Source organism: Pseudofrankia coriaricola (assembly GCF_032027725.1).
Lineage (GTDB): Bacteria > Actinomycetota > Actinomycetes > Frankiales > Frankiaceae > Pseudofrankia.
The window spans coordinates 55,947-76,172 of sequence record NZ_JASNFO010000024.1; the positions used below are offsets into that span (position 1 = coordinate 55,947).

General features: G+C 71.3%; 19 protein-coding genes and 1 pseudogene. 12 read left to right on the forward strand and 8 right to left on the reverse strand.

Going from position 1 to position 20,226, the window contains the following annotated elements; all coding sequences use genetic code 11:
• Positions 1-267: 267 nt before the first annotated feature.
• Both QOZ89_RS13770 and QOZ89_RS13775 read left to right on the forward strand, forming a co-directional pair.
• Positions 268-690 carry a helix-turn-helix domain-containing protein gene (locus tag QOZ89_RS13770; protein ID WP_071048520.1) on the forward strand — a complete coding sequence of 141 codons (423 nt, stop codon included), beginning with the start codon at positions 268-270 and terminating at the stop codon, positions 688-690.
• Between the two features lie 134 nt (positions 691-824).
• Complete coding sequence (locus tag QOZ89_RS13775) at positions 825-1,199, forward strand: GatB/YqeY domain-containing protein (protein ID WP_071048521.1); 375 nt, start codon at positions 825-827, stop codon at positions 1,197-1,199.
• A 42-nt stretch (positions 1,200-1,241) separates the two neighbouring features.
• Here QOZ89_RS13775 and QOZ89_RS13780 read toward each other — a convergent pair whose 3' ends face one another.
• On the reverse strand, positions 1,242-2,210 hold the full coding sequence (locus QOZ89_RS13780; protein WP_312623958.1) for a quinone oxidoreductase family protein: 969 nt from the start codon (positions 2,208-2,210) through the stop codon (positions 1,242-1,244).
• 66 nt (positions 2,211-2,276) lie between these two features.
• Between QOZ89_RS13780 and QOZ89_RS13785 the strand changes: the two genes are divergently transcribed.
• The gene (locus QOZ89_RS13785; RefSeq protein WP_312623959.1) at positions 2,277-2,738 is read left to right on the forward strand and encodes a MarR family winged helix-turn-helix transcriptional regulator; all 462 of its coding nucleotides are present in this window, start codon (positions 2,277-2,279) and stop codon (positions 2,736-2,738) included.
• A gap of 58 nt (positions 2,739-2,796) precedes the next feature.
• On the opposite strand, the gene QOZ89_RS13790 is transcribed toward QOZ89_RS13785, so the two are convergent.
• Both QOZ89_RS13790 and QOZ89_RS13795 read right to left on the reverse strand, forming a co-directional pair.
• On the reverse strand, positions 2,797-3,396 hold the full coding sequence (locus tag QOZ89_RS13790; RefSeq protein ID WP_083418531.1) for a Fic/DOC family protein: 600 nt from the start codon (positions 3,394-3,396) through the stop codon (positions 2,797-2,799).
• Positions 3,393-3,986, reverse strand: a complete 594-nt coding sequence (locus QOZ89_RS13795) for a Panacea domain-containing protein (protein WP_071048524.1) — start codon at positions 3,984-3,986, stop codon at positions 3,393-3,395. The genes QOZ89_RS13790 and QOZ89_RS13795 overlap by 4 nt, the downstream gene beginning before the upstream one ends.
• 267 nt (positions 3,987-4,253) lie before the next feature.
• Between QOZ89_RS13795 and QOZ89_RS13800 the strand changes: the two genes are divergently transcribed.
• Both QOZ89_RS13800 and QOZ89_RS13805 read left to right on the forward strand, forming a co-directional pair.
• Positions 4,254-4,739, forward strand: a complete 486-nt coding sequence (locus tag QOZ89_RS13800) for a pyridoxamine 5'-phosphate oxidase family protein (RefSeq protein ID WP_071048525.1) — start codon at positions 4,254-4,256, stop codon at positions 4,737-4,739.
• A gap of 69 nt (positions 4,740-4,808) precedes the next feature.
• Positions 4,809-5,558 carry an enoyl-CoA hydratase-related protein gene (locus QOZ89_RS13805; RefSeq protein ID WP_312623960.1) on the forward strand — a complete coding sequence of 250 codons (750 nt, stop codon included), beginning with the start codon at positions 4,809-4,811 and terminating at the stop codon, positions 5,556-5,558.
• Positions 5,559-5,608: 50 nt separating this feature from the next.
• On the opposite strand, the gene QOZ89_RS13810 is transcribed toward QOZ89_RS13805, so the two are convergent.
• From QOZ89_RS13810 to QOZ89_RS13825, 4 genes and pseudogenes are all read right to left on the reverse strand, one after another.
• On the reverse strand, positions 5,609-7,099 hold the full coding sequence (locus tag QOZ89_RS13810; RefSeq protein ID WP_312623991.1) for an aldehyde dehydrogenase family protein: 1,491 nt from the start codon (positions 7,097-7,099) through the stop codon (positions 5,609-5,611).
• A gap of 213 nt (positions 7,100-7,312) precedes the next feature.
• Positions 7,313-8,065 (reverse strand): annotated as a pseudogene (locus QOZ89_RS13815) (SDR family NAD(P)-dependent oxidoreductase); the annotation flags it as partial.
• Complete coding sequence (locus QOZ89_RS13820; protein ID WP_071048557.1) at positions 8,062-8,976, reverse strand: pantoate--beta-alanine ligase; 915 nt, start codon at positions 8,974-8,976, stop codon at positions 8,062-8,064. The pseudogene QOZ89_RS13815 and the gene QOZ89_RS13820, both read right to left, overlap by 4 nt.
• A 68-nt stretch (positions 8,977-9,044) precedes the next feature.
• A complete protein-coding gene (locus QOZ89_RS13825) occupies positions 9,045-10,136 on the reverse strand; it encodes a dihydrodipicolinate reductase (protein WP_312623962.1) in 1,092 nt (363 codons plus the stop codon).
• 211 nt (positions 10,137-10,347) lie between these two features.
• On the opposite strand from QOZ89_RS13825, the gene QOZ89_RS13830 reads away from it, so the two are divergent.
• Positions 10,348-11,031, forward strand: a complete 684-nt coding sequence (locus tag QOZ89_RS13830) for a TetR/AcrR family transcriptional regulator (RefSeq protein ID WP_312623963.1) — start codon at positions 10,348-10,350, stop codon at positions 11,029-11,031.
• A gap of 43 nt (positions 11,032-11,074) precedes the next feature.
• Positions 11,075-12,136 carry a phosphotransferase family protein gene (locus QOZ89_RS13835; protein WP_312623964.1) on the forward strand — a complete coding sequence of 354 codons (1,062 nt, stop codon included), beginning with the start codon at positions 11,075-11,077 and terminating at the stop codon, positions 12,134-12,136.
• Between the two features lie 89 nt (positions 12,137-12,225).
• Here QOZ89_RS13835 and QOZ89_RS13840 read toward each other — a convergent pair whose 3' ends face one another.
• On the reverse strand, positions 12,226-13,077 hold the full coding sequence (locus QOZ89_RS13840; protein WP_071048532.1) for a mycofactocin-coupled SDR family oxidoreductase: 852 nt from the start codon (positions 13,075-13,077) through the stop codon (positions 12,226-12,228).
• A gap of 285 nt (positions 13,078-13,362) precedes the next feature.
• On the opposite strand from QOZ89_RS13840, the gene QOZ89_RS13845 reads away from it, so the two are divergent.
• The 5 genes from QOZ89_RS13845 to QOZ89_RS13865 all read left to right on the forward strand — a co-directional run bounded on the left by QOZ89_RS13845 (position 13,363) and on the right by QOZ89_RS13865 (position 20,221).
• On the forward strand, positions 13,363-15,012 hold the full coding sequence (locus QOZ89_RS13845) for a thiolase C-terminal domain-containing protein (protein WP_071048533.1): 1,650 nt from the start codon (positions 13,363-13,365) through the stop codon (positions 15,010-15,012).
• A 250-nt stretch (positions 15,013-15,262) separates the two neighbouring features.
• Positions 15,263-16,063, forward strand: a complete 801-nt coding sequence (locus tag QOZ89_RS13850) for a TetR/AcrR family transcriptional regulator (protein ID WP_083418532.1) — start codon at positions 15,263-15,265, stop codon at positions 16,061-16,063.
• A 370-nt stretch (positions 16,064-16,433) separates the two neighbouring features.
• Positions 16,434-17,576, forward strand: coding sequence for an acyl-CoA dehydrogenase family protein (locus tag QOZ89_RS13855; protein ID WP_071048535.1), 1,143 nt, complete (start codon positions 16,434-16,436; stop codon positions 17,574-17,576).
• A gap of 80 nt (positions 17,577-17,656) precedes the next feature.
• Entirely contained in the window at positions 17,657-18,871 is a 1,215-nt protein-coding gene (locus tag QOZ89_RS13860; protein WP_241841679.1) for an acyl-CoA dehydrogenase family protein, read from the forward strand.
• A 141-nt stretch (positions 18,872-19,012) separates the two neighbouring features.
• On the forward strand, positions 19,013-20,221 hold the full coding sequence (locus tag QOZ89_RS13865; RefSeq protein ID WP_071048537.1) for an amidohydrolase family protein: 1,209 nt from the start codon (positions 19,013-19,015) through the stop codon (positions 20,219-20,221).
• The last annotated feature ends 5 nt before the right edge of the window (positions 20,222-20,226 follow it).

The window sequence follows — 20,226 nt, forward strand, 5'->3', positions numbered from 1 at the left end:
TCCGCAAGCCAGCATATTTGAACTCAGTCGAGATATTGATTAGGTGGTGATCGCACAATCCCGCCTAGGCGTGCGGACAGGGCTGAAGACCATGTCCCGATCGGGGACGGTCTGGCTCGGAGCGCCAGCCCGCACTCATGGGCTCGACGCCGCCGGCCGCGGGACGGCGCGCCACCGCATCGCCGGAGAGGCGGTCGATCCAGATGCCGCGATCATTCCCTATCGTTACTCAAACAACCCTCGACGAGGTCATGTTAAGGTGCGTTTGTGGAACGTCTCTACTCGGTGGATCGGGTCGCCGACCTGCTGGGCCTCCATGTGCGGACCGTGCGCGGCTACGTGCGTGACGGACGGCTGAAGGCGGTGCGGATCGGCAAGCAGTACCGGATCGCGCACGAGGACCTCGAGGTCTTCACCGGCCGTTCGGTGTCGACACCCACCCCGGAGACGGCCGCGCGCCAGCGGCACGTCGAGGTGTCGAGCATCGTCGAGGTCGAGGCGATCAGCGTCGACACGGCGAGCCGGGTGAGCACCCTGCTCACGGGCGTCGCGGTGCATCGGGGAGACGCGCCCGTACGGATCGAAACGGTCTACGACGAGGAGCGGGCTCGCATGAAGATCGTCGTTCTGGCTGACATCGACGACACCGTGCGGCTGCTCGAGTACGTCAAGGCGGTACTCGAGTCATGAGCGCCACCTACAAGGCCGGCGACGTCGGTCGGTTTTCGTTGTCCACTCGCACGCATCGCGAGTAGGCGTTCACTGGGCTGGCCACCTGTGGACGTGTCTTCTCCAGAGAATTCGGTACCTCGAGAGGGAGAGATATGCCCGCGCACGATGGACGGCTGATGAGAGCAGCGCTCCGTGAAGATCTCGTCACCGCGATGAAGGCACGGAATCGCGATGCCGTCACCGCGCTTCGCACGGCCATCGCCGCCATCGACAACGCGGAGGCGGTGGACGCGCCCGGTCACGGCCAGCCGTGGGCCGGTGAGCACGTCGCGGGCGCGCGGGCGGGAGTCGGCGCGACCGAAGCGGAACGTCGTGACCTGACCGCGGGCATCGTGATCGCCATTCTGCGCGCGCAGGTCGGCGAACGTATCACCGAGGCCGAGCGTTACGAGGCACACGGACAAACGGATGCGGCCGACCGGCTCCGCCGGGAGGCAAAAACGCTCATGAAGTACGTGCGGGAATAGCGGAAGCGTCGAGCACCCGGCCCGGCCGCCAGGTGCGGGGACTCACCCGACGCGGACGACGCTCTTGCCGCGGGTGGCACCCCCCGCCAGGTTCGCGATCGCGGTCTCGACGTCGCCCAGTTCGTATTCCGCGGTGATGTCGATGCGCACCGCCCCGTCGGCGACCAGGCTCATGGCGCGGGTGGCGCTGTCGGCCAGCTTCTTCGGGCTGGTCTGGCTGGCCAGGTTGCTGTTGTACGTCATCAGCGACTGCCCCCGGGTCAGCAGGTCGTTGGCCGACACGGTGACCGGTTCGAAGGTGGCGATGTTGCCGTAGGCCACGATCCGGCCGTGCGGGGCCAGCCGCTCCAGGTTCGCGAGGCGGGTGGGGCCGCCGATCGGGTCCAGAATGGCGTCGAACGTCTCCCCGTCCAAAGCGTCGGGGAACTCTTCACGCACCAACACCTGATGGTAGCCGAACTGGTGGGCGTAGTCGACCTGGTCGGCGTTGCCGACCACCCCGACGATGCGGGCCGCGCCCGCCGCGGCGGCGAACTGCGCGGCCTGCGACCCGACTCCGCCGGCGGCGGCATGGATCAGCACGCTGTCCCCGGGCGCAACGGCGGTGACGGAGTTGATCAGGTCGTAGGCGGTCGGCGTGACCCATCCGAACCCGGCCGCCGCACGTGGGTCGACTCGGTCGGCGTTGATCGCCAGCACCGCGGGCGCGGTCACGACCTCGGCGAAGCCACCGCCGCCGATCAGCGCGGCGACCTGTTCGCCCAAGCGGGCGTCCGCCACGCCCTCCCCCACCGCGACGATCTCGCCTGCCGCCTCGAAACCCGGCACGAACGGGCGTTCGACGGGGAAATGACCCGCGCGCACGAGTACATCGCCGTACTGCACTCCCGCATAGGCGACCCGGATCGCGACCTCGCCCGCGCCAGGCACAGGTTCGGCCACCTCGACGACCCGGAAGCAATCATCGACGCCCAGAACGACGGCCTTCATCACATCAAGCCCCTGTCTCAACTCAGTATCCTGACACTTGGAACCCAATCTGTATCAGATACCTGAGTCAACTAAGAGGTCTGTGACATGACCGACGTACCGGTCGAGGAATATCTGTGCACCCGCATCCGGCGCGCCGAGCAGGCCCTGATCGGCCACCACGAAGCGGTGCTCCGCGGCTACGGGCTGACCATGCCCCAGTACACGGTGCTGCTGGCCCTCTCCCGCGAGGAGGCCATGTCCGGAGCACAGTTGGCCCGCGCGTGCGGGGTGACCCAGCAGAGCATGGCCAGCGTGCTGACCGGCCTCCAGAACAAGGGGCTCCTCGACCGCCGGCCGTCGCCCGTGCACGCGAAGGTCCTCATCGCGACCCTCACCGACGCCGGCCACGACATCCTCGACCGCGCCTACCAGGAGGTGATCGTGCTGGAACGCGCCCTCACCGACCGGTTCACCCCGGCGGAACACCGGCAGTTCTGCGACCTTCTCGACCGCGCCACCGCCACCCTCGTCGAGCAGACCCCCGAGCGCGGCGGAAGAACCCAGTAGATCGGACCGCCTCTCGGCTCGGCCGTGGCTGCTCCAGCCGTGGCTACTCCAGCCGTGGCTACTCCAGCCGAGGCTCGATGGCCGGAGCGAGGAGTCTGATCAGCGCGTGCGGCCTGGAGGTCCTGAGGTACTCCCCACAGGCTTTGTCGTTCGCGCGTCGTTCCAGCGACTGCCAGGCGACCGTCCAGCCAGCGTGCGCGGCGAGCTGGCGCAGGAACGCGCGCTGGGTCCGCCCGTTGCCCTCCCGGAACGGGTGGATGGCGTTCAGCTCGCCGTAGAGCGAGGCGAAGGACATGACGAAACCGTCCCACTCCAGCGGGACCAGGAACCTGCGCACGGCCAGCTTGGCGAACAGCTGGTCGAGCCGCTCGGGGACGAGCTGCGCGTCGCAGAACGACACGTCGCCCTTCGAGATGTTGCCCGTGCGTAGCTGACCCGCCCAGTCGTAGACGTCGCGGAACAGCAGGCGGTGGAACCTCAGCAGATGCGCCGTGTCGTACGCGCCGGGAACGACCGACGCCGTGAGCTCGGCCGTGCGGATGCCGACGAGCTCGTGCTCGGCCTTGCTCAGCTCGTCGGCGTCCCGGATGTCGAGCAGGTTGCGCAGGCACGCCGCGCCCGGCCAGCAGTACGGGTCCTCGTCCTCCACCGCCGTCACGACGTCCCGTACTGGACGATCATCTCGGCGATGATGTCGTCCGCCGCGCGTGTCCCAGCGGCCGCCTCACGCAGCCGGTCCACCATGTACGGGCCGAACTCGTGGCCCTCGAGACGCGCGCTGCCCACGGCGACGACCACCGCGACCTCCGGCGAGGTGCGAAGCCGGCCGTAGTAGTCGGCCATCACCGTCGGATCGATCACCTTGGCGGAGCGCCGCGCGACGAGACGCCCGGCGCGGGCGAGCCGCCACGGCGGCTCGGTGCGCACGATCCGCGACAGCTCTCCCTCGGGCAGGGGGCCGTACGACCGCAGGATCCGCTCGACAGCGTCACGCGCCCGCGGGCCGAGCCGCCGCGGGTCGCCGGCCGGCCAGCCGGAGGCCTCCCGCCGGCCGCGGTGCCGGTCGTACAGCCGGCGAACGACCGGCCCGTTCATCCACGCCTCAATGTCGTCCTCGAACAAGTGCTCGCGGTGGTCCGCGAGATGCCAGGCCTGCGCGTAGTAGACGAGCTTCTGAAGCCGCGCGGTCCGCATCGCGCCACGACGCTCCAGCAGGTAGGCGGCGACGTCGTCGACGTTCTCCGCCATCACGCCCTCCCGCTCGGACCGTGACCATGTAGACGTGACGCACGGCCCTGATCAGGCCCGCCCCTGATGCCGTCCACGTCCGACAACGCCCAGTTTACGGCGGTCCGCCGCCGCCGAAGCGCTCTCCCGCGGGATCGGCGCCGCGTCACGCGCTCCGCGCCGCGCGACAGGCCATCCCATATATCGATACGTTTCGGAGGGCCGCGGGTCATCCGCCGGCCGGCACCCGCCCTGTCGTGTCCACCGGAGTCCGAGGAGCGAGGCATCATGCGGTCCGAACTGATCGACACCCAGCGGCGGGGGCGCAAGATCGCCCTCAGCGGCGACGAGGTCGACGCGCTGCTGACCGAGCAGCGGGTGTGCCACGTGGCGACCCTCACCGCCGGCGGGACGCCGCACGTCAGCCCGCTGTGGTTCGTCTGGGACGGCACCTCGCTGTGGCTCTACTCGATCGTGCGCAGCCAGCGGTGGGCCGACCTGCTCCGGGACGGGCGCGCCGCGGTCGTCGTGGACGCCGGCGGCGACTTCGGCGAGCTGCACGGCGTGGAGCTGCGCGGCCGGTTCGAGCCGGTCGGTGAGACGCCCCGCACCGGCCAGACGGACGTCCCCGAGCTGGCGGCACCCGAGCGGCTGTTCGCCGCCAAGTACATCGCCAACCCGGACGGGTCGATGTACCACGACGGCCGGCACGCCTGGCTGCGTCTCACGCCAGAGAAGGCCGCCTCCTGGGACCATCGCAAGCTCGGCTTCTAGCTCGGCTTCTGACGGTCGTCGTCGCACGGTGCTGGCGGAGTGGGTGTATGGGAGAGGTGGGGTAAAGCAGTGAGCGTGGTGACCAGCCGGCAGGGCCGGGTGCTCGTCGTCCGGATCGACCGGGAGGAGAAGCGCAACGCGCTCAACGCGGCCGTCACAGCCGGCATCGACGCGGCGATGAACACCCTCGAGGACGACCCCGAGCTCTGGTGCGGCGTCCTGACCGGCGGGACCCGGGTGTTCTCCGCCGGCGCCGACCTCGCCAGCGGGCCGGGCGAGCCGACCGAGCGCGGCGGCCTGGTCGGGCTCATCCACCGGCGCCGGACCAAGCCGCTGATCGCGGCGGTCGAGGGCCTGGCGCTCGGTGGCGGCGTCGAGCTCGTGCTCTGCTGTGACATGGTCGTCGCCGCGCGCACCGCCCAGTTCGGGCTGCCCGAGGTCAAGCGCGGTCTCATGCCCGACTTCGGCGGCGCGTTCCGGATCACCCGGGTGCTGCCGCGCAACGTCGCCTACGAGCTGCTCGCCACCGGCGACAACCTCACCGCCGAACGCGCCGAACGGCTCGGCTTCGTCAACCTCCTCACCGAGCCGGGCGCAGCCCTCGACGGCGCGCTCGCGCTGGCCGAACGGGTCATCGCGAACGCGCCGCTCGCCGTCCGCGCCGCGCTGGACGTCGCCCATCAGGAGGTCTCCCCCGACGAGACCGCCAGCTGGGCACGCAGCGACGCCGCCCACGCTCGGCTACTGGAGACCGCGGACCTCGCCGAAGGCATCGCCGCCTTCTTCGAGCGCCGGCCGCCCCTGTGGTCGGGCCGGTGACAGCGCCCCGACGGAGGCGAGCCTGAACGCCGAAGGTCCTCGCCGGCGTTCTACGCGACTCCCTCGCTGATGATCTTTACCTCGGTGTACTCCTCGAAACCGAGGGTGCCCATCTCGCGGCCTACACCGCTCTGCTTGTAGCCGCCGAACGGCACCTCGCAGCTGAAGTACATCCCGCCGTTGACGTTCACGACGCCCGAGCGGATCTTCTCGGCGATCGCGCGGGCCCGCGCCGCGTCGGCGCTCTCGACCGTGCCGGCGAGGCCGAAGATGGTCGAGTTGGCGATGCGCACCGCCTCCTCGTCGGTGTCGAACGGGATGACAACCAGCACCGGGCCGAAGATCTCCTCCTGCGCGATCCGAGAGTTCGGGTCGACGTCCGCGAAGATCGTCGGTTCGACGTAGTAGCCGCGCTCCAGGTGGGCCGGCCTGCCGCCGCCGAGGACGAGGCGGGCGCCCTCGGCCTTGCCGATCTCGATGTAGTCGAGCACCCGCTGGCGCTGCCTGGCGTTGATCAGTGGGCCCATGTACGTGTTCGGGTCGGCCGGGTCGCCGTAGGGAATGGAACGGAACGCGTCCGCGACCTTGGTGACCATCTCCTCGTAGCGGGAGCGCTGGACCAGCAGCCGGGTGTTGATCGAGCACCCCTGCCCGGACTGCGCCAGCGACTGGTAGGCGACCATGAGTGCGTTCGTGTCGACGTCGGCGTCGTCGCACTGGATCCAGGCGGACTTGCCGCCGAGTTCCAGGAAGACCTTCTTGACGGTGCTCGCCGCGGTGGCCATCAGGTGGCGACCGACGGCCGTCGACCCGGTGAAGCTGATCAGGTCGACCCGCGGGTCCTCGGCCAGGAGCTGGGCGACCGCGTTGTCGGACGTCGGCACGACGTTGAGGACACCCGGCGGCAGGTCGGTCTCCTCGACCGCCAGCCGGCCCAGGGCGGTGGCGTTCCAGGGGGTGTCCGGCGCGGGCTTGAGGATGACGGTGCATCCGGCGGCCAGCGCGAAGGCCACCTTGGCCAGGTTGACCTGCATCGGCGCGTTCCACGGCGTGATCGCCGCGACCACGCCGACCGGCTCGCGGTACTGGCGCCGCCGGCTCATCCGGCCCATCGACTCGCCGACGCCCAGGTCACGGACGAACTCGTAGCCTTCGGCGAGGTCGGCGGCATAGGTGAGGTTGTCCAGCGCGCGGGCGAACAGCGGCACGTCCAGGCTGACGTTCGTCGCGCCGACCTCCGCGCGGATCGTCTCGCGCAGCTCGGGAGCGTGCCGTAGCAACGCGGCGCGCAGCTGGCGCAGGCAGCGCACCCGCAGCTCGACGTCGCTCGCCCAGGTGCCCTCGTCGAAGGCGGCCCGGGCGGCGGCGATCGCGTCGCGCATGTCCTCGGCCGTCGCGTCGGCCGCGACCCCGATGACCTCCTCGGTCGCCGGGTTGACGTTCTCGTAGGTCCGCCCGCCCGTCGCCGGGCGTAACTGGCCGCCGATGAGCAGCCGCTCCTCGACGAACAGGCCGGAGGGGGTGATCACGGGTGTCGACATACGTGCTCCTCGACAGGTGACGTGTCGGTGATGGTCATGTCGGCCGCGGCCGCGCCGCGCCGCGAGCGAGGCCTGGCCGAGCGCGCCGCCGCGGCTGCGGCCGCGGCCGGCGCGCCCGGCCGCGGGGGCCCGGCTCGCCGGCCCGCCGGGTGCACTGTGGGCGGCGTTGGAGGTGAAGCGCTGCAGAGTGGGCTGGAAGCCGGTGGCTCCGCCGTCGACGGTGATCTGGGTGCCGGTGACGTACTTGGACTCGTCGGAGGCCAGGTAGACGGCGGCGGCGGCGATGTCGGCCGGCTCGCCCAGCCGCGGGAGCACCAGCATGCCGCGGATGACCTGCATGTACTCCTCGTCGGCGAGCAGCCTGCGCATGCCCTCCTCGCCGGTGTAGATGAAGCCGACGATGATCGCGTTGGCGCGGATGTCGTCGGCGCCGTAGTCAACGGCGAGCTGGCGGGTCAGCACGTTCACGCCGCCCTTCGCCGACTGGTAGGCGGGCCGGGAACGCAGCGAGCGCAGGCTGGACGACGCCGAGATGTTGACGATCGAGCCACCGCCCGCGGCCCGCATGTGCGGGATGGCGTACTTGCAGGCCCACATCGTGCCGTAGAGCGCGGTGCGGACGATGTAATCCCAGTCCTCGGTGCTGATCTCGTCGACGTGGTTGTCACGGCCGCTCGCAGTCACGTCGGTTGCGGCCGCGCTGTTGACGAGCGCGGTGATCGGGCCGTAGGTCTCGACGGTCGTCGCCACCGCGCGGGCGACGTCCTGCTCGACCGAGCTGTCGGCCTCGACGTAGGTGACGGTGTGGTCGCCCGCGCGCAGCGTCGCCTCGAGTTCCTTGCCTCGGGTCGGGTTGCGGCCGGTGAAGGCGACCGAGGCGCCCTGCTCGGCGAACATCCTGACGATTCCGGCGCCGATTCCGGCGGTGCCCCCGGTGACCAGCGCGACCTTTCCCCGCAGCCTCATTCCGCGCCTTTCTTCGTGTCGTTTCCGGCGGGGGCCGTACCGTCGCCGGCCGCAACCGGGCCGGCCTTTCCGGGGACGGTCACGCCGATGTTGTCGACGAGTGGGGTGTCGCCGAACGTGGCCGAGACGAGCAGCCGGACGTCGCCCTCGAGAAGATCGAGGGGGCGCAGCGTGTCCGCCTCGACGGCGTGCGCGTAGTCCACGGTCGCGACCCGGCCGATCCGGTCGGCGACCAGGCTGGTCACCGTCTTCGCGTTCCGCTCCCCCGCGCGGACCAGCCGGGCGGCCTCGGTGAGCGCCCGGTGGATGACGGGGGCGGCGGCGCGCTGGGACGGGGTGAGCCGCACGTTTCGGCTCGACCTCGCGACGCCGTCCGGCTCACGCACCGTCGGGCAGCCGACGACCGTCGACGGCAACAGCAGGTCCTCGGCCGCCCGCCTGAACAGGACGAGCTGCTGCCAGTCCTTCTCGCCGGAGTAGTTCGTGCACGGACCGGCGACGTTCAACATCGTGAACACCATCGTGGCCAGAATGCTCGCGTGGTCGGGCCCGAGCAGCCCGGGCAGGTCTGGCACCAGCTCCGACTGGGCGAGGAAGGTGACCGGACGCCGCGGGTACAGGTCGTCGCGCCGCATCACCAGGAAGAGATCGACGCCGGCGGCGGCCAGCAGCTCCTTGTCCCGTTCGATGTCGCGCTCATAGATCTGCGCCGACACCGGCGCCCAGTCGAGCCGCACCACGCCCGCGTAGAAGAGGGCCACGACGTCGTTCTCGCGCCGGGCCCGCTCGACCAGCGACAGGTGGCCCTCGTGGATGGCGCCACTGGTGCCGACCATGCCGACGGTGCGGCCGGCGGCCCGGTGGGCGTCCAGCAGCGCTCGGGTCTCCCGGTAGTCGTGCAGCGTCCGCATCGCCGAGCCCGCCGAGCCTGTCGCGCTCGCCGCGTCTGTCATGCCTGTCGCCGCGCTCGTCGCCGCGTTCACGGTCGCGTCGCCGCCGGCTTCGCCACCGACGTGGCGCGGTGAGCGAGGGTGGCGGCGCGCGGCGCCGGCACGTCGAGCACCGTCTTCGTTCCCGGCTCGGCGGCGACGAGGATCGGGATGGTGTTGACGGCGCGGGCGGCGTTGAGCGCCGAGACCGGCTCCAGGTCCGGGTCGAAGGCCAGGTCGAACACGCAGGTGATGGTCGGGATGCCGCTGATCTCGACCTTCCAGTTGGGCTCGTCCTCGCTGACCCGCCAGCCGGGCGCCAGGCCCAGGCCGACCGTCTGCTCGTTGACGACCTCGTAGAACGGCACGTCGCCGTCCGCGCCGGTGTAGGCGGTGAACGTCCAGCGGGCGCCGGCGATCGTGCCTTTCTTCACCTCCAGCCCGCTGGGATGCAGCACGGCGTCCTCGAGCGCCGCGGCGTACTCCTTCCTGGTCACCCGCACGTCGGTCAGCTCGAACCCGAGACCCGCGGCGACGATCTCCGCCGACTGGCGGATCCCCCAGATCCAGCCCCGGTCCGCCTCGGTGGGTGACTGGTCCTCCGGAACAGGCAGGCCCATGCCCAGCGCCCCCTGCAGCTGCTGGGCACCCGGGTAGTGCGGCACGTAGTCGCTCTGCCAGCAGCGGATCTTCTCGACCTGGCCGGCGTAGCCGGAGACGAACAGCGGCAGCACGTCGCTGACCAGCCCGGGGATGTTGCCGCCGGCGAGGAACGTCGAGCCGCCCTCGGCGCACGCCCGGTCGAGAATCTCGCGCTCGGCGGGGATGAACGGCGGCCACCAGCCGCCCATGCTCGAGTAGACGTTGGTCCCGGCGGCCAGGAACCGTGCGATGACCTCCGGCTCCCAGGTCAGCGAGTGCCAGAGCACGCAGTCCGCGCGCAGCGCGACCAGCGCGTCGACGTCCCGGGTCGCCACGAGCCCGACGGGCCCGATCCCGACCAGCTCACCGACGTCGCGTCCGTCCTTGTCCTCGTGGTGGACGAGGACGCCGACGAGCTCCAGACCGGGCTCGCCGGCCAGCAGCCTGATCGCCTGCGACCCGACGCCTCCCGTGTAACAGACCACAACCCGAATGCCCATCTGACCACCCCTTCCGAGCAGGCCTGGGCCCCGCTCACGGACCACTCCGTGCCGGCGGGAGCGCGGCCGGCCCATCGTCACCACGTGTTTCCGGCGGGTCAATCGGCGTTCAGCAAGCTGAACATTTGTACAGTCGCGGAGGGGCCGTGGAGCGGAAGCGCGGCGGAACGGAAAGCAGCGGACGGAAAGCAGCCGAGAGGAGCGACAAGCGGTGGAGCGCGAACCCGAGGAACGGACACCGGTGCGACCGGACGACCTCACAGCCAAGGCACGCATCCGCAACGCGGCCTTCGCGCTGATCGCCCAGGACGGGGTCGACGCGGCGACGGTGCGCGCCATCGCCCGGCGGGCGGGTGTCTCGCCCAGCCTCGTCCTGCACCACTTCGGCTCGAAGCAGGGCGTCGTCGACGAGGTCGCGACCTGGGTGACCGACGTCCTCGGCGACGTCACGCGGGACACCGACTCCACGGCGGGTCCGGCCGAGGCGCACCGCCGCCGCCAGCTCCGGTTCGAGCGGACGACCACCGAGGCGCCCCTGCTCGGCGCCTACCTGCGCCGGATGCTGCTCGACGGCACCGAGAACGGCCTGGAATGGTTCACCCTGGCGGTCGACGCCTCGGTGGCCGGGCTGAGCCAGCGCGAGGCGCTCGGCATCGCCCGGCCATCGGCCGACGTCCACGTGACGGCCGCGATGCTGGCCCTGCTGGGGTTCGCCCCGGTGCTGCTGCGGCCGCACCTGGAGCACGCGCTGCAGCTGGACTTCGACGACGAGAACGACCGGCGGCGGTGGCGCGACGCCGAGACGGCGCTGCTCACCTCGGCGCTCTACTCCCGCCGCACCGCGACGGATGAGACATCCCGCGCGGGCCGCGGGCGAGCGACACCCCACGAGTGATACATATAGATCTATTCCGGCCGCACCAACGTGAGGTCAGCTCATGGACTTTCAGTTACGCAACCCAGCGGAGACCGCCGGCCGCTTACGCACCTGGCTCACCGACGTCCGCGGGCTGGCGGACGTCGAGGTCGGGAACACGGCCATTCCAGCCGGCACCGGCGCGTCCAACGAGACGGTCCTCTTCGACGCGACGTGGTCCGGCCCCGACGGGCCCGACCAACACCACCTGGTCGCCCGCATCGCGCCGACGAGCTACGTGGTGTTCCCCGACGACACGTTCGCGCTGCAGTTCCACGTGATGCGCGCCCTGGCCGACGCCTCCAGCGTGCCGATGGCCCGCATGCACTGGTTCGAGCCGGACCCGTCCTGGTTCGGCGCGCCGTTCTGGATCATGGACAGGGTCGCGGGGCAGATCCCCAGCGACACCCCGCCGTACGCGTCGGCCGGCTGGCTGGCCGAGGCGACGCCCGAGCAGCAGCATCGCGCCTGGGTCAGCGGGGTGCGCGCCCTGGCGGGTGTCCACAGCACGCCGCTGGCCGACCTGGGCCTCCCCCCGGGCATGCTCGCGACGCCCGACGACCCGCTGGCCGCCGAGATCGACCGTTACGAAAGATTTCTCGCCTGGGCCGAGGACGACAAGCCGTTCGGGCTGGCCAGGGACGCGCTCGCCTGGCTGAGGCGCAACCAGCCTTCGGCACCCGCCGGCGCGCCGGCGCTGTGCTGGGGCGACGCCCGGCTCAGCAACCTCATCTTTCAGGACTTCGAGGTCGCCGCGGTTCTCGACTGGGAGATGGCGACCGTCGGCGACCCGCTCCTCGATCTCGGCTGGTGGGTCTTCGCCGACGCGACGCTGACCACGGGGGCGGGCCTCGGCCGCCTGCCAGGCTTCCCGTCGCGCGACGAGACCGCCGCGCTCTGGCGGTCGGCCACCGGGCGCTCCACCGACAACCTCGACTACTTCGAGGTGTTCGCCGGGCTCCGATTCACAGTGATCATGGTCCGGATAGGAAAGCTGGTCGTCGACATGGGCTTCATGCCCGGCACCTTTCCCTACGACAACCTGGTCAGCCAGGGCCTGCATCGAGTCCTGTCCCGGGTCTGAGCCGGGGCGCCAGCCCGACGGGCGGCGCGGCCGGTCCGTGTCGACGCGGCCGCGCCCACCGCCAGCTCGCGGCCGCGCCAGGAGTGGGCTCAGAGGGCTGGTTCGCCCTTGAGCATTCCGCCGGCGTCGATGCGCAGGTTGAGGCCGGTGATGTACCTCGCGTCGTCGGACGCGAGGAACAGCACCAGCGAGCTGACGTCGTTCGGCTCGATGTACGGAATCGGCATGGACTGCAGCACCGGGAAGGCCAGCTCAGCGTCCTCGCGGGTCGGGTTCTCCAGGTCCGGCCGGAACGTCTTGTAGATCCGGTCGTTCTGCAACAGATGCGTGTTCACGTTCGTCGGGTGGATCGCGTTGAGCCGGACGTTGTGCGGCGCGAGCTGAAGGGCCAGGACCTCGGTGTACCGGGCCACGGTCTGCTTGGCCCACGAGTACCCGACCCCACCCGTGTTCCCGATCACCTCGGTCGTGCCCTTCATCATCCCGGCGGTCGAGCCGGTCAGGACGATCGAGGCACCGGCCGTCAGGTGCGGCAGGCTGACCGCGACGGTGTTCATGACACCGATCAGGTCGACGTCGGTGCCATCGACGAACCCGCCGCACAGCGACAGGTCATCCCACGGGCAGACCCCGGCGTTCCCGAGGACGATGTCGAGCCGGCCGAACCGGGCCAGCCCCTCATCCAGCGCGGCCCGCAGCTGGGCACGCTCCCGGACGTCCGCCTTCACCGCCACGATGCCCCGCCCCAGCGCCTCGACCTCCTTCACGGTCTGCGCGAGGTCCTCCGGCGTCGCCAGCGGATACGGGACGCTCGCGATCTGCTCACACAGGTCGACCGCGATGATGTCCGCGCCCTCCCCGGCCAGCCTTAACGCGTGGCTACGCCCCTGACCGCGCGCGGCCCCGGTGATGAACGCGACCCTGCCATCCAACTTGCCCATGCCGCTCACAGCCACGCCCCTGCCGGTCTCGTCGTGCGCCAAGATAAGTATAGATATTTTCGTTCGAGGGCGAGGGCGTCAAGCGACGGTCTCGGAGCCATCCACGGGTGACCGCGCCACCGCGGATCGGAGCGGTCGCGCCGCCACCGCTCCCGCGGGGCGCCGCCGTCGGCGTCGCACCCGCACGCCAGACCGCCCGTGATACATCCATATGTAACTGCCAGGGGCCGGGGGGCATGCACCGGTCCGCCCGCCCCGACCGCGCCGTCCTGAGGAGCAAACAACGTGCGGCTTCTTCCGCGGCTGACGCCGGCGAACGAGTGGTTCTGGAAGTCGGGCGCCGACGACCGGCTGCGGATCCAGGGCTGCGACGACTGCGGCACGCTCGTGCACCCGCCGACCCCTATCTGCCCGAAGTGCCGAAGCCGGGCGTGCGCGCCGACCGAGGTCTCCGGGCGGGGCACCGTCATCGGCTTCACCGTGAACGCCCACCAGTGGCTGCCGGGCTTCGAGCCGCCCTACGTCGTCGCCGTCGTCGCGCTGGCCGAGCAGCCCGACGTCCGCCTCACCACGAACGTCGTCGGCTGCCCACCGGACGACGTGCGCGTGGGCCAGGAGGTCGCGGTCCGGTTCGAGCGGCACGAGGACGTCTGGCTGCCGCTGTTCGAGCCGACCGGCGGCACCGACCCGGTCGACCGCGTCCCCGCGCCCAGTCGGCCTGTCCCTCGCCCGCCGGTGAGCGAGGACCGGTTCGAGCACCGGGCGGTGCTGTCCGGCGTCGGCCGCTCCGCGATCGGCCGCCGGCTCATGGTCGACCCGCTCTCGCTCACGGTCGACGCGTGCCTCGCGGCCGTCGCCGACGCGGGCCTGACCCTCGACGACATCGACGGGCTGTCCACCTATCCCGGCGGGGACGGTGCCGGCGGCGGGATGAGCGAGGGCGGGGTCACCGCCGTCGAGGAGGCACTGCGCCTGCAGCCGACCTGGATCAACGGCGGCATGGACGTGCCCGGCCCGGGCGGCGCCGTGATCGCCGCGATGCTGGCGGTCGCGAACGGGCTGTGCCGGCACGTGCTCTGCTTCCGGACGGTCTGGGCCTCGACCTTCGCCGCCCTGCGGCTCGGCGGCGGCGGAGGCGGTGGCGGCGAGGGCGGCGGCCGGGTCTCCGGGATGTTCGAGTACCGGGCGCCGTTCGGGGCGATGTCGGCGGCGAACTGGATCGGCATGAACGCCAACCAGTACCTGCACCGCTACGGCGCGACCCGGGAGCTGCTCGGCGCGATCGCCCTCAACGGGCGGGCGAACGCGGCCCGCAACCCGGCGGCGATCTACCGGGACCCGATGACGATGGACGACTACCTGTCCGCCCGGATGATCAGCTCGCCGTTCGGCCTCTACGACTGCGACGTGCCCTGCGACGGGTCGATCGCGGTCATCGTCTCGGCCGCCGAGACCGCGCCCGACCGGCCCCGGCCGGCGATCCGGGTCGAGGCCGTCGGGACCCAGATCCTCGAACGCGTCTCCTGGGACCAGGGGACGATCACCCACGAGCCCCAGGTCCTCGGCCAGGCCGCGCACCTGTGGACCAGGACCAGCCTGCGCCCCGCCGACGTCGACGTCGCCCTGCTCTACGACGGCTTCACCTTCAACGCGGTGTCCTGGCTCGAGGCCCTCGGCTTCTGCGGGTTCGGCGAGGCCCAGGACTGGATCGACAAGGGCCGGCGGATCGCCCTGGACGGCGAGCTCCCGCTCAACCCGCACGGCGGACAGCTCTCCGAGGGCCGCACCCACGGCTTCGGCTTCCTCTACGAGGCGGTCACCCAGCTGCGCCACGAGGCGGGCGCCCGCCAGGTCGCCGACGCGCGGACCGCCGTCGTGTCCACCGGCGGCGGCACCCCGTCCGGCGTCCTGCTGCTCCAGCGCGGCGCGGGCTGATCTCCTCGCCACGCGCCGGCCCGCCGGCCCGCGACTGGTAGATCACCACCACCGTGTCGCCGTGGTCGTGAATCGGGGCAAATCGCGACCACCACAGCACGTTCGCGGCGATCATGGGCTGACGGGGCATGCCGAACCGCTTCTCGATGTGCGGGCGCATCTACGAGGCGACTGCCCGCCACGACGATCCCGAGCGGCGATAGCGGGACTTACCTGCCCGGGTATCCTGAGGGCAATGGAACTGGAGGCAGTGACTGAGCGTGCCGAGAGCGACGATGCCGCGGCGGACTGGCACCGGCGTGTTGTCACGCGGTCGTTGCAGGGCGCGCAGCAGCGTTCGATCGACCGTGGGAACCGGTTCATCCGGGCGGCCGCGAAGGTGTTGGAACGCTCCAACGGGGAGTCATTGACGGTCCAGGACGTCGCCGACGAGGCCGGCCAGTCGCTGCGGACGCTCTACCAGTACTTCGCCAGCAAGGACGACCTGCTGCTCGCGGTGTTCGAGGAGGCGATGCGCACGTACGCGCGGATCATCCGCGCCGCGATCGCCGACCTGGACGACCCGCTCGAACGCCTGGCCGGGGCAATCCTCGCGGCGGCGCACCTGCCGGCGATGCACAACAAAGCAGGCGTCGACCGCGGGCTGGTGTACCTGCGCCTCCAGCTCGGCCAGGCTGATCCCGGCCTCCTCGCCCGCTCGCAGGCCCCGGTGACGTCGCTGTACCGCGAGCTGATCGAGGCCGCCACGGCCGACGCCGCGCTGACCGAGATTGCCGTGGAGCCGGCGACCTACTTCCTGGTGTCGACACGAACGTCGTTCCTCACCTCGATGACCGTGGGCAACGAGTACGGGGTGAGTCCACCCGACCTCATCGACCTTTCCCTGTTCTGCCTGAGCGGCCTCGGCGCCCACCGCCCACGGGAATGGCACCAGAGGGTGGATGAACGCCTCGAGCTGTCCGGCGACGGGCATTCGATCCTGCGCCGCCTGGCGAGGGCGTCGAGCTCCACGGCGTCGAGCTCCATGGCGTCGAGCTCCACGCAGGGCTGACGAGGTCGGCCCCGCGCCGGGTCACTGACCGTCCGAGCACCAGCGTCGCCCACCTCCCCATGCCTCCCAGCGGCCGAGCAGGCCGTGGGCGTGCACGCGCATGAATCGTGCGGATCTCGATGCTGGCACCCCCGGTCGCGGTGCGGCGGGCCAAGAGAGGGTCCGGGTCGCCGCCGGCCTCGACGAACCCATGTTGATCATGATGCTTTCCGGCTACTGGCGCCGTCGCCCGCCGCCAGCCGCTGGTACTGTCACTTTCATTAACGGAGCACGGCGCTTTACCTGAGGTGCCTGCCCTCAGTCGCGACCGCCGGGCGGAGGCCGAAGAGCCGGGAGAACCGAGACACCGCGCCGGACGCCCAGGAGGACGATGTTCACCCAGACAGCGGACCAGGACCTGCTCGAGACCACCACCGAGCAGTACCTCGCCGCCACCTTTCCCCCTGAGCGCATCCGTGAGTTCGCGCGCCGGGACTCGACGTTCGACGCCACGCTGTGGAAGCGGGGCGCCGAGCTCGGCTGGACGACGCTGCTGGTACCGGAGGCCGCCGGAGGTGGCTCGGTCAGCGGCAACGGCCTCGCCGACCTCCTCGCGGTCGCGTTCCAGTTCGGCCGGCATGCCGCGCCCGGTCCGCTGATCGGGACCAACGTCGTCGCCGCGGCACTGGGCCGGTGGGGCTCCGGGGAGCTGCACGGCGGGCCGCTCGCGCAGCTGCTCGACGGGGACGCCACCGCCGCCTGGGCACACGCGCCGAGGATGGGGTCGTGCGCCAGCGCCGTGGTGCGGGCGGCCCGGTCGGGTGACGGCGTCGTCCTCGACGGAACGGCGCCCCTCGTCGAAAGCGGGGCGCCGAAGGGCTATCTCCTGGTCGCCGCGGGGGCCGACGAGGATGGCGCCCGGTCGCACTATCTCGTCCCGTTCGACGCTCCCGGAGTTCGGATCTCGCCGCTGGGCGGCATCGACCTCGTCCGGCGCCACCAGGCGGTGACGTTACGGGAGGTCGTCGTACCCGCGGCGTACCGAGTGGGCGAGCCCGGCACGGCTGACGTCCACGACGAGGTGCTGCTCGACCTCGCGGCCGTGCTGCAGGCCGGCGAGATCGTCGGCGCGATGGAGCGCGCGTTCGACCTGACCCTGCGGTGGACGCGCGACCGCTACTCGTTCGGCCGCCCGCTCGGGTCGTACCAGGAGATCAAGCACCGGATGGCCGACCTGCGCACCCAGCTCGAGGCGAGCGCGGCGGTCGCCGAGAAGGCCGCGCGGCACGTCGGCGAGGACAGGCCCGACGCCCGCTCGTGGGCGAGCGCGGCCAAGGCGTACGTCGGGCGGGTCGGCCCGGAGCTGGTCCAGGACTGCGTCCAGCTGCACGGCGGCATCGGCGTCACCTTCGAGCACGACCTGCACCTCTACCTGCGCCGGGCCACGCTCGACGCGCAGCTGTTCGGCACGCCGGCCTACTTCGCCGAGCGGGTCGTACGGCTGGTCGAGGCCGACATGGAGGAGGGCGCGTGAGCGCGATCGCACAGGACGGCGCGGCTTTGGAGGACGTCGACGCGTTCGCGGCGCGCGCCCGGGCATGGCTGGCCGAGAACATGCCACCGGCCGATCCCGCCAAGGACACGTTCTTCCTCCACGCCGCCACCCACCCCGCCGACGAGGAGGTGCTGGCGCGCGCCGCGACGTGCCGCGAGCTACAGCGTCGGCTCTTCGACGGCGGATTCGCCGGCATCTGCGTGCCCAGACAGTACGGCGGGCAGGAGCTGACCCCGGCGCACCAGACCGCGTTCAACCGGGAGATCAAAGGCTACGACTACCCGGCGGAGATCCAGGCGTCCACGTTCATCCCCTGTATGGCCGTGCTGCTGGAATTCGGGACCGAGGAGCAGAAGCTGCGCCACATCCCGAGGATGCTGCGCGGCGAGGAGATCTGGGTGCAGCTGCTGTCCGAGCCGGGCGGCGGGTCCGACGCCGCCGGCGCGGTCACCAGCGCCACCCGCGACGGCGACCGCTGGCTGCTCAACGGGTCGAAGATCTGGACCACGTCCGGCTGGTGGGGCGACTGGGCGCTCTGCCTGGCCCGCACGAACTGGGACGTCGAGAAGCACCGCGGCCTGACGGTGTTCAGCCTGCCCATGTCCGCGCCCGGCCTGCAGATCCGCCAGATCGAGCTCGTGAACGGCTCGAAGGACTTCTGCCAGGAGTTCCTGACCGACGTCGTCGTGCCCGACGCCGACCGGATCGGCGACGTCGACGCCGGGTGGAGCGTCATGACGCGCTGGCTCTACCACGAGCGGACCATCTCCGGCGGTTCCCCCTACGTGACCGGCGGCGGGAACCGGCCCAACGCCGGCCCGTACGAACTCGCGGCCCTGATCGAGGCCGCCCGCCGGCTCGGCACGATCGATGACAGCACGACCCGGGCCCTCATCGGCGAGGCCCAGACGAGCTCCCTGGTCCTGCGGGCCCTGGTTGAATCCGTCACCCACAAGATGGCCACGGGCTCGCTCCCCCACCACGCCGCCGCGATGCCCAGGCTGTTCGGCGGCACAGCGAACGCCCGCCGCGCCGCGATCGCGACCGAGCTGTACGGCGACGCCGGCGTGGTGTGGGCGCCGGACGACGAGATCGCCGCCCAGGTCGGGCTCGGCTACCTGATCCGCCAGGCCGCCTGCATCGGCGGCGGCACGACCGAGATGGCCCGCAACGTCATCGCCGAGCGGCTCCTCGGCATGCCCCGCGAGCACCGCGCCGACACCAGCGCCTTTCGCGACGTGCCCCGCGGACCGCGGGCGAGCGGCGCCCACTGACCGCGCGGCCCCGACCGGCCCATGCTCCAGCCACCCGCGCCGCCCCCAGACCCGGCGGCGCGGCCGCGACGGGGCTTGGCGGCAAGCCGACTACGCGGGTAGAAACATCTATATCTCTTCATTGCTCGTAGGGAGGCTGCCATGGCGGTTGAACGAGGGCCCGAGCCGGCGGCGGCGCGGCCGGTCGACGCGGACAACCACTACTACGAGACGCTCGACGCCTTCACCCGCCACCTCGACCGGAAGTTCCGGCACCGCGGGGTACGTGTCGTCCAGGACGGCCGTCACGTCGAGATGGTCATGGGCGGGAAGGTCAACAACTTCATCCCGAACCCGACGTTCGACCCGGTGATCGTCCCCGGCTGCCTCGACCTGCAGTTCCGCGGTCAGATCCCGGAGGGAGTCGACCCGCGCAGCCTCACCAAGGTCGAGCCCATCCGGCCCGAGTACCGCGACCGGGAGGCCCGCCTGGCGACAATGGACGCCCAGGGCCTCGACGCGGTGCTGCTCTTCCCGACGCTGGGCTGCGGTGTCGAGCAGGCGCTGCGCCACGACGTCCCGGCCACGATGGCGAGCCTCGCCGCGTTCAACCTCTGGCTCGAGGACGACTGGGGCTACTCCTACGAGGACAGGATCATCGCCGCGCCGATGATCTCGCTGGCCGACCCGGACGCGGCACTGGTAGAGGTCGACCGGGTGCTCGGACTGGGCGCGCGCGTCGTCCACATGCGCCCCGCGCCGGTCCCGACGGCGACCCCCAAGGGACGCTCTCTGGGCGACAAGCTGCACGACCCGGTCTTCGCCCGCCTCGCAGAGGCCGGCGTACCCGTCGCGTTCCACCTCGGCGACAGCGGCTACAACGCGATGATCGGCGCCCCGTGGGGCGGCGCCGAGGAGTTCGCCCCGTTCCGCGCGCCGGACCTCCTCGGCGGCGTCCTCATCGGCGACCGGGCTATCCACGACACCATGGCAAGCCTCATCGTCGGCAGCGTCTTCACCCGCCATCCGAACCTGAAGGTCGCCAGCATCGAGAACGGCTCCGACTGGGTCCACCCACTGCTCAAGGGCCTGCGCAAGCTCGCGAACCGGGCCCCGTCGCTGTTCGCCGAGGATCCCCTTGACACGATCCGGCGCCACATCTGGGTCACGCCGTACTACGAGGAGGACCTGCGCAAGCTCGCGGACACGATCGGCGTCGAGCGGGTGCTGTTCGGCTCCGACTGGCCGCACGGCGAGGGCCTGGCCGAACCGGCGTCGTTCACCGACGAGCTCACCGCCTTCAGCCCCGACGAGGTGCACCGGATCATGCGCGCCAACTGCGCCGAACTGGTCGGGCTACCCGCCTCCTGACGTCG

Bases quoted from the DNA above. Each gene is read 5' to 3' on its own strand.
- QOZ89_RS13810 (WP_312623991.1), bottom strand. From the start codon at position 7,099: ATGTCGACACCCGTGATCACCCCCTCCGGCCTGTTCGTCGAGGAGCGG.
- QOZ89_RS13775 (WP_071048521.1), top strand. From the start codon at position 825: ATGCCCGCGCACGATGGACGGCTGATGAGAGCAGCGCTCCGTGAAGAT.
- QOZ89_RS13840 (WP_071048532.1), bottom strand. From the start codon at position 13,077: ATGGGCAAGTTGGATGGCAGGGTCGCGTTCATCACCGGGGCCGCGCGC.
- QOZ89_RS13825 (WP_312623962.1), bottom strand. From the start codon at position 10,136: ATGGGCATTCGGGTTGTGGTCTGTTACACGGGAGGCGTCGGGTCGCAG.
- QOZ89_RS13795 (WP_071048524.1), bottom strand. From the start codon at position 3,986: ATGGCGGAGAACGTCGACGACGTCGCCGCCTACCTGCTGGAGCGTCGT.
- QOZ89_RS13800 (WP_071048525.1), top strand. From the start codon at position 4,254: ATGCGGTCCGAACTGATCGACACCCAGCGGCGGGGGCGCAAGATCGCC.
- QOZ89_RS13855 (WP_071048535.1), top strand. From the start codon at position 16,434: ATGTTCACCCAGACAGCGGACCAGGACCTGCTCGAGACCACCACCGAG.
- QOZ89_RS13860 (WP_241841679.1), top strand. From the start codon at position 17,657: ATGCCACCGGCCGATCCCGCCAAGGACACGTTCTTCCTCCACGCCGCC.
- QOZ89_RS13865 (WP_071048537.1), top strand. From the start codon at position 19,013: ATGGCGGTTGAACGAGGGCCCGAGCCGGCGGCGGCGCGGCCGGTCGAC.
- QOZ89_RS13785 (WP_312623959.1), top strand. From the start codon at position 2,277: ATGACCGACGTACCGGTCGAGGAATATCTGTGCACCCGCATCCGGCGC.
- QOZ89_RS13820 (WP_071048557.1), bottom strand. From the start codon at position 8,976: ATGCGGACGCTGCACGACTACCGGGAGACCCGAGCGCTGCTGGACGCC.
- QOZ89_RS13835 (WP_312623964.1), top strand. From the start codon at position 11,075: ATGGACTTTCAGTTACGCAACCCAGCGGAGACCGCCGGCCGCTTACGC.